The following is a 14362-nucleotide window of genomic DNA, read 5'->3' as shown; positions in this document are numbered from 1 at the left end:
ACGACAAGCGATAGCGCACAATAGCCATTCGACTGGCCGCAGCGGTGTGATCCTGATGAACAAGCCATTTGCCCACCGGGTCGTTGCGCCGTTCACCGATGAACTGCCGACCCCCCTGTACTTTCGTGCCGCGCAGATGCAGGCCTTGACGACTTACCCGTGGCATCGCCATCCCTGGGGTGAGTTTGTGTATTCGTTCAGTGGTGTGATGGAGATCAAGCTCGCCGACGAGCACTTCATCGTGCCGCCGCAGTTTGGCCTGTGGCTGCCGCCCGAGGCCGAGCACCTGGCGCTCAATCGCCAGGAGGCTTATCACTCTTCGCTGTATATCGCGCAGCCGTTGTGTGAACACTTGCCGGACACGGCCTGCGCGTTGACGATCACCCCGTTGATCCGCGCCTTGCTCGACGACCTGCGGGCCTCACCGCCCGCGCCGGTGCAAACCGAGGAAGACAGCCGCCTGCTCTACGTGCTGCTGGACAAGCTGAAGCAAACCTCCCGCGTCGGCTCCTACCTGCCCGGCTCCAATGACCCGGTGCTGTCGCCCATCCTTGAAGCCCTGGAACAGAACCCCGCAGACGCCCGCTCCCTGGCCGACTGGGCGCGCCTGGTCAACGCCACCGAGCGCACGCTGCTGCGGCGCTGCCAGCGTGACTTGGGGATGTCGCTGAACCACTGGAAACAACGGCTCAAGGTGATGCACTCGCTGAGCCTGTTGCGAAGTGGCGTTACCGTCGAGACCCTCGCACTTGACCTGGGCTACAGCAGCTCCTCAGCCTTTATCAGCATGTTCCGCAAGCTCACGGGCGAGACACCCGATGAGTACCGCAAGGCAAAATTAGGGTCAGTCAAGGACGGTTGATGCAGGGTTTTCTGACAAAAATTTCATACAGCTAAACTGTACAGTTTTTCTGCACGCATGCTAATGTCCGGGCATGAACAGATCCTCCAACACCCCAGAAACCCAATCCGCCGCCGCCCTGGCCGCCGAACTGCGTATCTCCCTGGGCAAGCTGATCCGCCGGCTGCGGGAACAAACCCATCCGAATGATTTCACCTCCGCCCAGAAGTCGGTGCTGCTGCGCCTGGACCGTGACGGGCCCAGCACCGTCTCGGCCCTGGCCCGGGCCGAGAGCGTGCGCCCGCAGTCCATGCGCATCACCGTGGCCGGGCTTGAAACGATGAAAGCGATCAGGGGCAAACCCGACCCCAGCGATGGGCGACAAACCCTGATCGAGCTGACACCCGGCTTTCGCAAACACCTCATCGCCAGCCGGGCCGCCAAGGACGATTGGCTGTTGCGGGCGCTGCAGGAACAACTGTCTGCCGACGAACAAGCCGAACTCGCGGCGGCCGTAAAGCTGCTGGAGCGCCTCGCCGATTTTTGAGCCACCCCTTCCCGTTTGAGGACATTCCATGGCCGTCACCTCGCTGGATCCCAACACCGCGCTGATCATCGTGGACTTGCAAAAAGGCATCGCCGAGTACCCGTTCATCCACCCCATCGGCGGTGTGGTCGAACGCTCCCGTGCACTGCTCGATGCGTTCCGTGAACGCGGCTTGCCGGTGGTGCTGGTCAACGTCACAGGCTTTGCACCCGGGCGCACAGAGCGGCCACGGCGCAGCGATGTATTTCCACCGGGATGGGCCGACCTGCTGCCTGAACTCGGTCAGCAACCCGGCGACATGGTAGTGACCAAACGCACCTGGGGCGCCTTCGCCAGCACCGATCTTGAGGCGCAGTTGAAGGCGCTCGGCGTGACCCAAGTGGTGATCACCGGGGTGGCCACCGGCACCGGCGTGGAGTCCACCGCGCGCCAGGCCTATGAGGCTGGCTTTAACGTGACCCTGGCCACCGACGCCATGACCGATGCGAACGCCGAAGCCCACCACTACAGCCTGCATCAGGTGTTCCCGAAGCTAGGGGAAACCGGCACGGCGCAACACATCATCGGCTTGCTTGAAACAAGGGGTGCGTGACGATGCAGTGGCATGAACTGGTGTCTTACTTCTTCGGCGGTGTGTTGCTCGCCAACGCGGTGCCGCATTGCGTCAGTGGCTTGATGGGCCAGTCATTCCAGACGCCATTTGCCAAGCCGCGCGGCCAAGGGCGGTCTTCCTCGACGCTGAATGTGCTCTGGGGGTTTCTCAACCTGGTGATCGGCTATGTGCTGGTCTGCCGGGTCGGGGATTTCGCGCTCGACAACACCGCTGATGTGCTCGCCCTCGGGCTCGGGGCCTTGGTGCTGAGTGTGTTCCTGGCGCAGCATTTCGGGCGCTTCAACGGTGGTAATCCCTCAAGGCCGGTGTGAGTTCGATGGGCATTTTCCGCTCGCTGCGCAGCGTCAATTACCGTATCTGGGCCGCCGGTGCCCTGGTGTCGAATATCGGCACCTGGATGCAACGCACCGCCCAGGACTGGCTGGTGCTGACCCAACTCACGCCGCATAACGCCTCGGCCGTCGGTATCGTCATGGCGTTGCAGTTCGGGCCGCAATTGCTGTTGCTGCCCTGGACCGGCTTCGCCGCCGACCACTACGACAAGCGCAAGCTGCTGATCGTCACCCAGGGCGTGATGGGCGTGCTGGCGTTGATGCTGGGGGTGTTTACCCTGACCGGCATCGTGCAGCTGTGGCACGTGTATGCGTTCGCGTTTTTGTCGGGCTGTGCCTCGGCATTCGACGCCCCCGTGCGGCAGATTTTCGTGGCAGACCTGGTGGGCGAAGCGGACCTGTCCAACGCCATCGCGCTCAATTCCACCTCGTTCAACATGGCCCGCATGATTGGCCCGGCCGTGGCCGGGGTGACCATCGCGTCGGTGGGCACCGGCTGGGCGTTCCTGCTCAATGGCGCGAGCTTTTTCGCGGTGCTGGCCTCGCTGTTTCTGCTGCGGGTTTCCGGCCTGCACACCCGCCTGCGGGCACTGCGCACCAAGGGCAGCCTGACCGAAGGCTTGCGCTATGTGTGGGCCCGACCGGACCTGATGGCGATACTGATCATGCTGTTTTTGATCGGCACCTTCGGCATGAACTTCCCCATTTTCATCTCGACCATGGCCGTCACCGTGTTCCACGCCGATGCCCGTGGCTATGGGCTGCTGACGTCGACCCTGGCCATCGGCACCATCGCCGGGGCGCTGCTCGCCGCCGGGCGCGAGCGGCCACACTTCAAGTCGCTGCTGTACGGCGCGCTGGTGTTCGGGGTGGGTTGCACGTTGGCGGCGATTGCCCCGAACTATTGGCTGTTCGCCGGGGCCCTGGTGATCATCGGCGTGGGCGCCCTGACCTTCAGCAACACCACCAACAGCCTGATGCAACTCACCACCGAACCCGCCATGCGCGGCCGAGTGATCGCCCTGCGGGTAGGCGTGGCCCTTGGCGGCACACCGATTGGTGCACCGATTGTGGGGTGGGTGGCCGACCATCTTGGCCCGCGTTGGGCGCTGGCCGTCGGCGCGGCCTCGGGCATCCTGGCCGCCGGGGTGGCGGTCTATACGATGACGCGCAAGCTGGATCGGCCAAAGAAAATCTGACAGGCAAACCCAATCCAGTGTGGGAGCTGTCGAGCCCCAGCGAGGCTGCGAAGAGGCCCTGTCAGTCGATAAAGATGTCGCCTGCCAGTCCGCCTTCGCAGCCTCGCTGAAGCTCGACAGCTCACACCGTTGATCTCTCGGGTATCATCCCAGCCATCACCCATCCAGGAATCACCATGCCTTCAAACACACGCGACAGCGCCCGGATTGAACGTCGCCTGGTCGCGGCCCTGACCGAGGCCTGTGAAATCGCCAAGGCCGAAATCACCGGCTTCGACTGGCTGACCCACGAAGTCGACTACCTGGCCTTTGCCCAAAGCCTGGTCGTCATCTGGGTGTTCGATACACGGGCGAACCGGGAGTTGGCCCTTTCAAGCGGGCTGGACCGGCGCATGCGCGAGCTGACGGCCACGGCGCTGGAGGATGCCGGGGTGGATCGCCCTTCTTCGGACCGCTACGTGCGCTTCGACTCCGAGGAAGAATGCCACCTGCAGCATGGCGGCGATTGGCGCCTGCGCCTGCTCAAACTGTATGCCGTAAAGGGGTAAAGCCTTGGCTAAAGATATCGAGAATCCGTGCGTCTCAACCTGCCAGCTCAGTGGTGAGCTGTGCGTGAGTTGTGGACGCACCAAGGACGATATTCGCAAATGGAAAAGGATGAAGCGGCCAGAGAAGATGGCCGCTGTGCAGCGAGCAACGCTGCGGTTGAAGACGTTGAAAAAGGGCAAGTGACGCACCCGGTTTCAGGCCGTCAAGTACGCCCAACGGATCCCGTCACCGGCAGATTCCCCAGCAGCTTGAGCCCGGTGGTCTTCACAAACGTCGCGTAGTCCATCGGTTTCTCGATACGGGTTTCAGCGTTGGGCAGCACGTAGGCCCAGGCACGCTGGGACGATACGTCGTATACCAGCTTGAACAGGCGGGTCGGCACCCAGACCTTGTTGTCGCCAATGGTGCTGTAGCCCGGGTCAAACAGCGGGCCGGTGAACACAAACACATTGCCGTCGGCGCGCTTGGTGAACTTGCGCACGTCCGCCTCGACCTTGCTCCAGATCTTGCGGTTGTTGGTGGGGTCTTGCGGCACCATGTTCGACAGCGCGAAGGATTGGGCCATGGCGTTGGTGCTCGGCGCATCGGCGGCCGGCGATTGATGGCCACGGTCCACGGCCGGGTGTTGGCCACGGTAGTCACTCAACTCGGCACGCGCGCCCTTGGGAATGCGCGGGTCCGGGTAAAACTGGTTGGTGCGCTCCTCGCCTTTGGCGTCCTGCAACTGGCCGGCATTCAGGCGCTCGACCACCACCAGCGGGGTCTTGCTGGTTTGCGAGTAGAGCACCGCAAAATTATCGGAACACAGCGCCAGGGGTTTCATGGTGGCCGGCACGGTGGCGGTGTTGATCGGTTGCGCGGCCGGGAACAGGTCGGCGCAACTGTCGAACGACGGCTTTTTCTGTTGGTTTGAATAGAGGTCCAGGGCCGCGCCCTGACTGATGGAGCCCGAGCGGGAGGTGTGTTGCTGATGCGGCGTGATGAGGTCCAGCAGGCCACGGGCTTGCGCCCCGGTGGAGAGCAAAACAAGGGCCGACAGCCCAACTGCAATTTTGCGAAGGTGCATGGGTTAAATCTTCAAATGGGGGGGAGGAAAAAACGTACCGCGAGGCTCTATTCCGAGCCACACGACCGCTCACAGTCGTGCGGGGGTTATTGACCATCACTCCTTACATTAGTGCCGGGGCACCGGGGTTAACCTGCGCAGTCGTTGCAACCGCGCCGTCACTTCACCGGTATATACGAATACCCGCGCACCATGGTTTTCCCTTCGTTCGTCTCCCGCTTGCGAATCTTCTCGAACATGTTCTCCTGGGTGTACTCAACGAAGTATTCCTTGCCCGGCTCAACCGAGAGCGTCAGGAATACGTTCCGGGGATGCGGCTGCTGTCCGGCCGAAATCTTGTGCACGCCAGGGCTGACCAGCACCCAGGAATAGGTCTCGCTGCTCAGCCCCACGATTGCGCTGTCATCGATACTGAACACGCTGTCATAGAAGCTGCCCTGGATAACCTGGGTTCGCATCAGGTAAACCAGCGCCTTGCCTGGAGGTGGCGGCGGCGGTTCGAAATAAGGTTCGCTGGTGCTGGTATGACCACACCCTGGCAGTAGCAACATGAGCAACAGGACCGGGATACTTTTTATGAATGTGCTCACTTGGCCTGCCCCAATAGCTGGTTGATCACCGGTGCCATTTTTTCCTCGACCGTGTTGTATTTCGACAAATCGAAGCCCCCGCCGCCCGCCAGGGTGTACTGCGCAAAACCAATGGACTGGTCGCCTTTGTAGAGCCGGACGCTGGCATCGGACAGGTAGGCAGAAAAGTCCCAGGAACGAATGGCGGTGTAGGTCAGACGGTATTCACAATTGCCCGGAACCGGCGCGGCATACAGCCGGCTTTCAATGTGGTGCTTGCGCAGCAGCGTTTGCAGGCCATCGACAAAGTCCCCCACCACGACTTTGGGGTTCTCTTCGATGCACAACCGGGAGATGTTGTATTGAGGCGAGACAGGCTCAACCTTGACGTTGGTACACCCGGCCAAGGCCAGTAGCAGGCCTGCCGTGAGGGCTCTGGACAGCATATTCAATCCTTGAATCGAGAGTGATATCAAAATAATGGCCGCATGCTACTTTGGCGCCCTTTCGCGGTCAATTGGCGGCGACTGAAACGTTTGAAGATAAGCCCGCAGCAGCCGGGTCACCTGCTGTTCCAGGCCGGCTTCATAGGCCGGCGTTGCATTGCCTTCAAGCAGCGTCCGCACCGGGCCCACCACGGCACTGATCGAGATGGCCGCGGTTAAAAACGGGTCGTCAAAACGGGCATCCGATGCCGTCCCCAACATCGCCGCCACGGCGCCCACCATCCGCTTGTTGATCCGCGCCACAAGCTCCGCACCGCCCCGCTCAGCCGCAATGGCATAGAGGGCTTTGGACGCCGTCGGGTCCATGAGTTTCACCGCCAGAAAAGCCGTGACAAACCCCGACGCCATTTCCGCCACCGTGGCGCCCTGATGTTGATCGCAGGCCTGCTCAACGGTCTCGGCCACGTGCACCAAATGCTTTTCCAGGACTGCCGCCAGGAGTGCATCGCGGTTCGGATAGTACTGATAGAGACTGCCCACCGACATGCCCGCGCGCTCGGCCACGCGGGTCGTGGTGCAGCGGACCAGTCCCTGAGCCGTCAGAACCTGAAGGGTCGCCGTGTGCAGCGCCTCGACCGTCGCCGCCGAGCGCGCCTGGACCGCTGATTTTCTTGGCTTTAGGGAGGCTTTGGGAGTGCTCATGGAATGCGAATTCTAAACCTGAAGGATCCTTCATATTATAGGCTTCCTCCCGTCAAGCAAGAGCCACCGCCATGACCCGCTCAGGAAACCGCAGCACCTTCACTCTCGGTGATCGCACCGTCAACCGCGTCGGTTACGGCGCCATGCAATTGGCTGGCCCTGGGGTATTTGGCCCGCCAAAAGACCGTGATGCAGCGCTCGCTGTGTTGCGCGAGGCCGTCGCCTGCGGCGTGAACCATATCGACACCAGCGACTTCTACGGACCGCACATCACCAATCAGATTATCCGCGAGGCGTTGCACCCGTATAAAGACGACCTCACGATCGTCACCAAGGTGGGCGCCCGTCGTGGCGCCGATGGCGGCTGGTTCAACGCGTCGTCGAAGGCCGAGCTGACGCAGGCTGTGCATGACAACCTGCGCAACCTGGGCCTGGACGTGCTGGACGTGGTCAATGTGCGGGCCATGCACGGCGTGATGGGCACTGCCGAAGGCTCGATCGAAGAACCCCTGAGCGCCATCGCCGAGCTGCAACAACAGGGGCTGATACGCCATATCGGCATCAGCAACGTCACGCCCACCCAGGTGGCCGAAGCGCGAAAACTCGTGCGTTTCGTGTGTGTCCAGAACCTCTACAACATCGCCCATCAACACGATAACGCGCTGATCGACGAGTTGGCCCTGGAAGGCATTGCCTATGTGCCGTACTTCCCGCTGGGCGGATTCTCGCCGGTGCAGTCAGCGGTGTTGTCGAACGTTGCGCAGCGGCTTGGCGTCGCACCGATGCAATTGGCGCTGGCGTGGTTGCTGCGTCGCTCGCCCAACGTCCTGCTGATTCCCGGAACATCCTCGGTCCCCCATTTGCGTGAAAACCTCGCGGTGGGCGAACTGGAGCTTTCGGATGATGTGCTGGCCGAGCTGAACACCCTCGCGGGCTGACCCTCACGCCAGCAGCTCGGTAATCCACCGGGCTTGTTGCGCGACCTCTTGCACCTTGTCCTCGGGTACCGCCTGCCGCGCCTGGGCAAAGTCGTTCAGGGTCTGGTGTTTGTGGCGCAGGATGCGCTGCCACTTGAGCAGGAACTCCGGGCTGCGGGCCTGCATTTGCAGCGGGCCGAAGTACAGTTGTTCGGCGGTGTAGCTCACAGGCTCGGCGCGCTCGGCCACGATGATCTCGTAGAAGAAGCGGTTCTCCCGCAGCAGTTCCTCGCAGACGATGGAGTAACCGTTTTCCATCAACCATTGCCGCAAGGGTTGCTCGCCGCCGTTGGGTTGCAGGACCAGGCGCTCCTGGCCGTTGAGGCGCGCCTTGTCACTGTCGAGGATGTCGCGGATGGTCTCGCCGCCCATGCCGCAGATACTGATCGCGGTGATCCCGTCGCCCGGCTCGATCGCCGCCAGGCCACTGGCCAGGCGCACGCTGATGTAGGGCTCCAGTTCGTTCTCGCGCACCGTACGCTCGGCCGCACGAAACGGCGTCAACGCCACCTCGCCCGCCACCGCTGCTGCGATGGCGCCGCGACGCATCAACGCCACCGGCAGGTAGCCGTGGTCGGAGCCGATATCCGCCAGGCGCGCACCGGCGGGTACATGGGCTGCCACGCGCTCCAGGCGCATGGACAATGTGTGTTCGTTCAACTGCCGTTCCTTTTTGCCACGAATGGGCTCGTCTGCTCAGGATAACTGATGGGGTATGCTTGCTCACCGCACAAATTGCCAGGAAGAGGTGATCGATGACGTCATTTAAGGTTCGCGAGCTGAGCAGTACGGACACTGAAGCCTTGCTGGCCTTCGAATCCCGCAACCGTGAGTGGTTCGAGTCGCATATTGATGCACGCGAGCCTTCGTTCTATTCCGTACAGGGTGTGGCCGAGCACATCCAGGCCTACCTGGCCGACTTCGCCCTGGGCGCCTGGCACCCGTTTGTGATCGAGGACGCCAGCGGCGAAATCGTCGGCCGCGCCAATCTGAAAAGCATCGACTCACCGAAGGGTTCTGCCGAAGTCGGTTATCGCGTGGGTGAGCAAGCATGCGGGCAAGGGCTGGCCACTCAGGCACTCAAGCATCTTATCCAGCAGGCACAGGCACGTTGGGCGCTGACGCAATTGGTGGCGTATGTATTCCCGGAAAACGTGGGCTCACAAAAAGTGCTGCAGCGCTGCGGATTCGTGGCTGAACAGCCTGCTCCGGGCGACCAGGCTCCTGCCGAAAAGCGCTTCGTCCTGACACTCCAGACCTGAAGACGCGAACCTTTACCCGGAAAACACCGTCCGAGCTAGGGCACTGATGCTTACTGCTCGCCACGAGGTTTCCGTTTGAAAGCTGCCATCGTCAAAAAATACCGCCTGATCATCAAGACCATGGGCTATGTGGGCTGGGCGCTGTTCTGGCTGCTGCTCTGGGATATCGCCGTCACCGTGGATTTCATGCTGTTCCTCAACAGCAAGATCAACCTGCCGCTGATGCCCCTCACGCTGCTCGGCTCGGCGCTGGTGGTGCTGATCAGTTTCCGCAACAGCAGCGCCTACAACCGCTGGTGGGAAGCGCGCACGCTGTGGGGGGCGATGGTCAACAATTCCCGCAGCTTCGCCCGGCAGGTCCTGACGTTGCTGGATGACCCGGGCCACGAGATCAACCCGATAAAAGCGACCTTGCTGCGCCGTCACGTGGCCTATGTGAACTGCCTCGCGGCGCACCTGCGAGGCCAGCCGTGCCCGGATGAGATTCGGGCGTTTCTGCCGGCCGCAGAGTTCACCCGCAGCACCACCACCAATAACTTTGCCAACGACATCCTCAACGGTTCCGCGGCCCTGCTGGCCCAGGAATACAAGGCCGGGCGCCTCGACAGCATTCGCCTGGCGCGGCTGGAGTCGACCCTGGTGGACTTGTCCAACAGCCAGGGCGGCATGGAACGTATCGCGAATACGCCGCTGCCCTACCCTTACGTGTATTTCCCGCGGCTGTTTATTTCGCTGTTCTGCCTGATCGTGCCGGTGGGTCTGGTGGAATCCCTGGGCTGGTTCACCCCGCTGGCCTCCACGGTGGTGGGCTTTATGTTGCTGGCCATCGAACGCATCGGCACCGATTTGCAAAGCCCGTTCCGGGACAGCGAGCACCAGATCCAGATGGAAGCCCTGTGCGAGACCATCGAGAAAAACCTGCAATCGATGCAGCGTGATTCCCTGGGTGGCGACCGGATCAGTTGATCCTTGCCGGGCCGATAACAAAAAAAACCGGCCAGTGGTGAATTATTCAGTGTCCGCATGTATCTGACCCATTAAGCGCATGCCACCAAAACAGTGGCATCGAAATGGACCCGCGGCTGAGTAATTCCCATGAAATCACGCAAGAAAACCGTCAATCCGATTGGATTGGATGACATCACCATCGTCGACGACGCCAAGATGCGCAAGGCGATCACCGCCGCTGCGCTGGGCAACGCCATGGAATGGTTCGACTTCGGGGTGTATGGCTTTGTCGCCTATGTGCTGGGCAAGGTGTTCTTCCCCGAGGCGTCCCCCAGCGTACAGATGATCGCCGCCCTGGCGACCTTCTCGGTGCCCTTCCTGATCCGTCCGTTGGGCGGCCTGTTCTTCGGCCGACTGGGGGACAAATACGGCCGGCAAAAGGTCCTCGCGGCGACCATCGTGATCATGTCCCTGAGCACTTTCGCCATCGGGCTGATCCCCTCGTATGACTCGATCGGCATCTGGGCGCCGATCCTGTTGCTGCTGGCCAAGATGGCCCAGGGCTTCTCGGTGGGCGGCGAATACACCGGTGCCTCGATCTTCGTCGCCGAATACGCCCCGGACCGCAAGCGCGGCTTCCTCGGCAGTTGGCTGGACTTCGGCTCCATCGCCGGCTTCGTCCTCGGCGCGGGCGTGGTGGTGCTGATTTCTGCAGTGATCGGCGAAGAGGCGTTCCAGTCCTGGGGCTGGCGCCTGCCGTTCTTCCTCGCGCTGCCGCTGGGCATGATCGGGCTCTACTTGCGGCATGCACTGGAAGAAACACCGGCCTTCCAACAGCATGTGGAACAACTCGAACAAGGCGATCGCGAAGGCTTGGCGGGCGGCCCGAAAGTCTCGTTCAAGGAAGTCGCCACCAAACACTGGCGCAGCCTGATGACCTGTGTCGGCGTGGTGGTGGTGACCAACGTCACGTACTACATGCTGCTCACCTACATGCCGAGCTACCTGTCGCACAACCTGCACTACAGCGAAAACCACGGCGTGTTGATCATCATCGCGATCATGGTCGGCATGTTGTTCGTGCAGCCGATGATTGGCTTTGTCAGCGACAAGATCGGGCGCAAACCCTTCATTCTGTTCGGCAGCATCGCGCTGTTCTTTCTCGCCATTCCGGCGTTCATGCTGATCAACAGCGGCAAGCTCGGGCTGATTTTCTCGGGGCTGCTGATCATTGCGGTGGTACTCAACTTCTTTATCGGCGTGATGGCGTCCACCCTGCCGGCGATGTTCCCTACCCACATCCGCTACAGCGCGCTGGCCAGCGCCTTCAACATCTCGATCCTGATTGCCGGCCTCACGCCAACCGCCATGGCCTGGCTGGTGGAGACCACCAACAACCTGTACATGCCGGCCTATTACCTGATGGTATTCGCCGTACTGGGGCTTTTCACCGCCCTGACCATGAAGGAAACCGCCAACAACCCCCTGCGCGGTGCGGCACCGGCGGCGTCGGATATCGAGGAAGCCAAGGAGCTGCTGCAGGAGCACGAAGATAATATCGAGCAGAAGATCGAAGATATCGACGCGCAAATCGCCGAGCTGGAAGCCAAGCGTGAAAACCTGGTGCAGCAACATCCACGCATCAACTGACGCAACATATTTGGAAACGAATAGCGGGTGAACTAACGCGCAAGCAGCACGCTCCTTCCTTAAGCGCAGTCAGCGCGGCCCTGATGAGCCTCATCAGGGCCGCTCAACGATAAGGAGCCGCCCGTGACCGACACCACCACCCTCATCTACCGCTGCACGCCTGGCCCGCTTCACGCGACCTTGCTGGCCGGTACCGTCCCGCTGTTTCTCGGCGCCCTGCTGAGCGACATTGCCTACTACCAGACCTACCAGATCCAATGGAGCAACTTCGCCGCCTGGCTGATCGCCGGCGCCCTGCTGTTCTGCGGGCTGGCGGGATTGTTTGCACTGGTCAACCTGCTGCGTGCCGACCGCAAGGCCGGGCGCCCCACGGTGTACTTCCTGCTGTTGCTGGGGACCTGGGCGCTGGGCCTGGTAAATGCCTTTGAGCATGCGAAGGATGCCTGGGCCGTGATGCCTTCGGGCCTGGTGCTGTCTGCCGTCGTGACCCTGCTGGCCTGCGTGACCACGTGGGTCGGGCTGACCAACCTGCGCTCGGGAGGTGCCCAATGAAGCCTTCCAGCACGCTGACCGTTTTAAGCATGGCGATGTTGTTGAGCGCCTGCGGTGGCGAAGCCGACAGCACTCAAGCTCGCGGCCCCGACCCCAAGCTGCCGGAACCCCAGCGCGGCCTGTTGCCCAGCATGAAGATCGCCGAACCGGTGGCCTGGGGCGAGCAAAAACCCACGGTGCCCGAGGGTTTCAGCATCACGGCCATCGCCACCGACCTGCGAATCCCGCGCCAGACCCTGGTGCTGCCCAACGGCGACATCCTCGTCGCCGAAGGCCGCGGCGGCAGCGCGGCAAAGCTCAAGCCCAAGGACGTGATCGCCAGTGTGATCAAGGCCGAGGGCAACACCAAGGTCAAGGGCGGCAACCGCCTGACCCTATTGCGGGATGCCGACGGTGACGGCACCTACGAGCTGAAAACCGTGTTCGCCGAAAACCTCAACGCGCCCTACGGCCTGGCCTTTGCCAACGGCAAGCTGTACGTGGCGAACCAGGATGCGCTGGTGCGCTTCGACTACGAAGACGGCCAGACCAAGGCCGGTGGCCCGCCCACCACCGTCACCGAGCTGCCCGCCGCGATCAATCACCACTGGACCAAATCCCTGGCGATCAGCCCCGATGGCCGCTCGCTGTATGTGGGCATCGGCTCCAACAGCAACATCACCGAGCGCGGCATGGAAGTCGAGATTGACCGGGCGATGGTCTGGCAGATCGACGCCGCCACCGGTGCCCACAAGCCTTATGCAACCGGTTTGCGCAACCCGACGGCATTGACCATTCAACCGGGCTCCGGGCAGGTGTGGGCAGTGGTCAACGAGCGGGATGAACTGGGGCCGGACCTGGTGCCGGATTACCTGACCTCGGTGCGCGAAGGCGAATTCTACGGCTGGCCCTACAGCTATTGGGGCCAGAACGTCGACACCCGCGCCCAACCGCAGAACCCGGCCAAGGTCGCCGCCGCGATCAAGCCGGATTACAGCCTGGGTTCCCACGTCGCCGCGCTGGGCGTCGATTTTTCCATCCCGGCCATGGGCGAGAAATATGCCGACGGCGTCTTCGTCGGCGAGCACGGCAGCTGGAACCGGGACAATCCGGTGGGCTACAAGGTGATCTTCGTGCCGTTCAGCAATGGCCGGCCTGCCGGTGAGCCGCTGGACTTCGCCACGGGTTTCCGCGGGGACGATGGCAAGACTCGCGGGCGGCCGGTGGGGGTCACGGTTGATCCAAAGGGTGCGCTGATCATTGCCGATGACCTGGCCAACACGGTGTGGAGGGTGACGCGCAATAAATAAGGCCTGAAGCGGCCAACGTGGTTGCCTTCCCGTGGAGCGTGGCGGTACCTTCGCCGCACTCACGAACAGGAAGGTAACCGCAATGCCAGACACCACCGACAACGGCTTCTACGATCGCGCGGACGCGCACATCGAGCTGTCCAACGAACAGTTCAGGGCGTTCGCCGACCTGGGCAAAGTCAGCGCCTCGATGATGTTTGGCACCACACGCTTCAACGCCTGGGTCAGCGCACGCAGCTTTAAATCCGGCGAAGAAATGGCCCAGGCGCGTGAGGCGATGCTGAAGTATTTCTGTGATCAGTACCGGATGATGCTTGAGGATAATCTGGATGATCACATCAATAATTTCAGCCAGTACATGCTCGTCAAGGCACCTGAATAAGCTGGCTTTCTTTCCTCAAGGCGAGGTCAGCGTAATCAGATACTGCCCCGAGGTCACAGGCTTCCCTTGGCCATCCACCAACGCGTATTGCTGCTGGTAATAGCGGTCTCCCCGGCCGCTGTCGGCGACCAGCTTCACGTTCACGGCGCTGTGATCGAGGGCCGTGACCGAGCCCACCGGTGCCACGCTGCGCACGCTGATGGCACTGCCGCGTGCGGACGTCGGGCAGTTGTTGAGCGTCATCCCGTGGGCCACGGCGAGCGGTGTGCAAGACGCCTCGACGATGCTGCCGTGAAACGTGATGACACCCTGCCCTACGGAGCCTGCAGCCATGCAGGCACCGGACAGGCTGAACAACAGGCCAACATGGATTGCAGACATTCTCGTGATGCGCATGCCGATACTCCCTGGGTGATAAAGCCTATGCCCAGGGATATC

The 14362-nt window shown here is 61.9% G+C and carries 20 protein-coding genes; 14 read left to right on the top strand and 6 right to left on the bottom strand.

What is annotated here, in order from left to right:
* Nucleotides 1-55 precede the first annotated feature (55 nt).
* The 7 genes from P3C29_RS01990 to P3C29_RS01960 all read left to right on the top strand — a co-directional run bounded on the left by P3C29_RS01990 (nucleotide 56) and on the right by P3C29_RS01960 (nucleotide 4264).
* Nucleotides 56-862, top strand: coding sequence for a helix-turn-helix transcriptional regulator (locus tag P3C29_RS01990; protein WP_275963796.1), 807 nt, complete (start codon nucleotides 56-58; stop codon nucleotides 860-862).
* 73 nt (nucleotides 863-935) lie between these two features.
* On the top strand, nucleotides 936-1388 hold the full coding sequence (locus P3C29_RS01985) for a MarR family transcriptional regulator (RefSeq protein WP_201122640.1): 453 nt from the start codon (nucleotides 936-938) through the stop codon (nucleotides 1386-1388).
* Nucleotides 1389-1416: 28 nt separating this feature from the next.
* Nucleotides 1417-1980 carry a cysteine hydrolase gene (locus tag P3C29_RS01980; protein ID WP_275963795.1) on the top strand — a complete coding sequence of 188 codons (564 nt, stop codon included), beginning with the start codon at nucleotides 1417-1419 and terminating at the stop codon, nucleotides 1978-1980.
* Nucleotides 1981-1982: 2 nt separating this feature from the next.
* Complete coding sequence (locus P3C29_RS01975; protein WP_010175884.1) at nucleotides 1983-2312, top strand: hypothetical protein; 330 nt, start codon at nucleotides 1983-1985, stop codon at nucleotides 2310-2312.
* 5 nt (nucleotides 2313-2317) lie between these two features.
* Complete coding sequence (locus P3C29_RS01970; RefSeq protein WP_010175886.1) at nucleotides 2318-3532, top strand: MFS transporter; 1215 nt, start codon at nucleotides 2318-2320, stop codon at nucleotides 3530-3532.
* A 176-nt stretch (nucleotides 3533-3708) separates the two neighbouring features.
* Nucleotides 3709-4080 carry a hypothetical protein gene (locus P3C29_RS01965; protein ID WP_169387590.1) on the top strand — a complete coding sequence of 124 codons (372 nt, stop codon included), beginning with the start codon at nucleotides 3709-3711 and terminating at the stop codon, nucleotides 4078-4080.
* Between the two features lie 4 nt (nucleotides 4081-4084).
* Entirely contained in the window at nucleotides 4085-4264 is a 180-nt protein-coding gene (locus tag P3C29_RS01960) for a DUF1289 domain-containing protein (protein WP_169387589.1), read from the top strand.
* 19 nt (nucleotides 4265-4283) lie between these two features.
* Here P3C29_RS01960 and P3C29_RS01955 read toward each other — a convergent pair whose 3' ends face one another.
* The 4 genes from P3C29_RS01955 to P3C29_RS01940 form a co-directional block, all read right to left on the bottom strand.
* Nucleotides 4284-5147 carry a DNA/RNA non-specific endonuclease gene (locus P3C29_RS01955; protein WP_275963794.1) on the bottom strand — a complete coding sequence of 288 codons (864 nt, stop codon included), beginning with the start codon at nucleotides 5145-5147 and terminating at the stop codon, nucleotides 4284-4286.
* Between the two features lie 158 nt (nucleotides 5148-5305).
* Entirely contained in the window at nucleotides 5306-5698 is a 393-nt protein-coding gene (locus P3C29_RS01950) for a DUF2846 domain-containing protein (RefSeq protein ID WP_207201850.1), read from the bottom strand.
* A gap of 35 nt (nucleotides 5699-5733) precedes the next feature.
* A complete protein-coding gene (locus P3C29_RS01945; RefSeq protein ID WP_201122635.1) occupies nucleotides 5734-6162 on the bottom strand; it encodes an Sbal_3080 family lipoprotein in 429 nt (142 codons plus the stop codon).
* Between the two features lie 45 nt (nucleotides 6163-6207).
* Nucleotides 6208-6864, bottom strand: coding sequence for a TetR/AcrR family transcriptional regulator (locus tag P3C29_RS01940; RefSeq protein WP_242487030.1), 657 nt, complete (start codon nucleotides 6862-6864; stop codon nucleotides 6208-6210).
* 71 nt (nucleotides 6865-6935) lie between these two features.
* Between P3C29_RS01940 and P3C29_RS01935 the strand changes: the two genes are divergently transcribed.
* Entirely contained in the window at nucleotides 6936-7802 is an 867-nt protein-coding gene (locus P3C29_RS01935) for an aldo/keto reductase family oxidoreductase (protein ID WP_275963793.1), read from the top strand.
* Between the two features lie 3 nt (nucleotides 7803-7805).
* On the opposite strand, the gene P3C29_RS01930 is transcribed toward P3C29_RS01935, so the two are convergent.
* Nucleotides 7806-8501, bottom strand: coding sequence for a tRNA (adenine(22)-N(1))-methyltransferase TrmK (locus tag P3C29_RS01930; protein ID WP_010175896.1), 696 nt, complete (start codon nucleotides 8499-8501; stop codon nucleotides 7806-7808).
* A gap of 95 nt (nucleotides 8502-8596) precedes the next feature.
* On the opposite strand from P3C29_RS01930, the gene P3C29_RS01925 reads away from it, so the two are divergent.
* From P3C29_RS01925 to P3C29_RS01900, 6 genes are all read left to right on the top strand, one after another.
* The gene (locus P3C29_RS01925) at nucleotides 8597-9103 is read left to right on the top strand and encodes a GNAT family N-acetyltransferase (protein ID WP_275963792.1); all 507 of its coding nucleotides are present in this window, start codon (nucleotides 8597-8599) and stop codon (nucleotides 9101-9103) included.
* 75 nt (nucleotides 9104-9178) lie between these two features.
* Nucleotides 9179-10069: a bestrophin family ion channel gene (locus tag P3C29_RS01920; RefSeq protein ID WP_010175899.1), complete on the top strand. Its 891-nt coding sequence runs from the start codon at nucleotides 9179-9181 to the stop codon at nucleotides 10067-10069.
* A gap of 129 nt (nucleotides 10070-10198) precedes the next feature.
* Nucleotides 10199-11701, top strand: coding sequence for a glycine betaine/L-proline transporter ProP (gene proP, locus P3C29_RS01915; RefSeq protein WP_275963791.1), 1503 nt, complete (start codon nucleotides 10199-10201; stop codon nucleotides 11699-11701).
* 123 nt (nucleotides 11702-11824) lie between these two features.
* The gene (locus P3C29_RS01910) at nucleotides 11825-12253 is read left to right on the top strand and encodes a DUF2231 domain-containing protein (RefSeq protein WP_275963790.1); all 429 of its coding nucleotides are present in this window, start codon (nucleotides 11825-11827) and stop codon (nucleotides 12251-12253) included.
* On the top strand, nucleotides 12250-13542 hold the full coding sequence (locus P3C29_RS01905; protein ID WP_275963789.1) for a sorbosone dehydrogenase family protein: 1293 nt from the start codon (nucleotides 12250-12252) through the stop codon (nucleotides 13540-13542). The genes P3C29_RS01910 and P3C29_RS01905 overlap by 4 nt, the downstream gene beginning before the upstream one ends.
* An 82-nt stretch (nucleotides 13543-13624) precedes the next feature.
* Nucleotides 13625-13924 carry a DUF3144 domain-containing protein gene (locus tag P3C29_RS01900; protein ID WP_010175907.1) on the top strand — a complete coding sequence of 100 codons (300 nt, stop codon included), beginning with the start codon at nucleotides 13625-13627 and terminating at the stop codon, nucleotides 13922-13924.
* 15 nt (nucleotides 13925-13939) lie between these two features.
* Here P3C29_RS01900 and P3C29_RS01895 read toward each other — a convergent pair whose 3' ends face one another.
* The gene (locus P3C29_RS01895; protein WP_201122621.1) at nucleotides 13940-14320 is read right to left on the bottom strand and encodes a type 1 fimbrial protein; all 381 of its coding nucleotides are present in this window, start codon (nucleotides 14318-14320) and stop codon (nucleotides 13940-13942) included.
* Nucleotides 14321-14362 lie beyond the last annotated feature (42 nt).

Source organism: Pseudomonas sp. 1912-s, from assembly GCF_029269205.1.
Classification (GTDB): Bacteria; Pseudomonadota; Gammaproteobacteria; order Pseudomonadales; family Pseudomonadaceae; genus Aquipseudomonas.
This window is presented reverse-complemented; position numbering and strand designations above follow the sequence as displayed.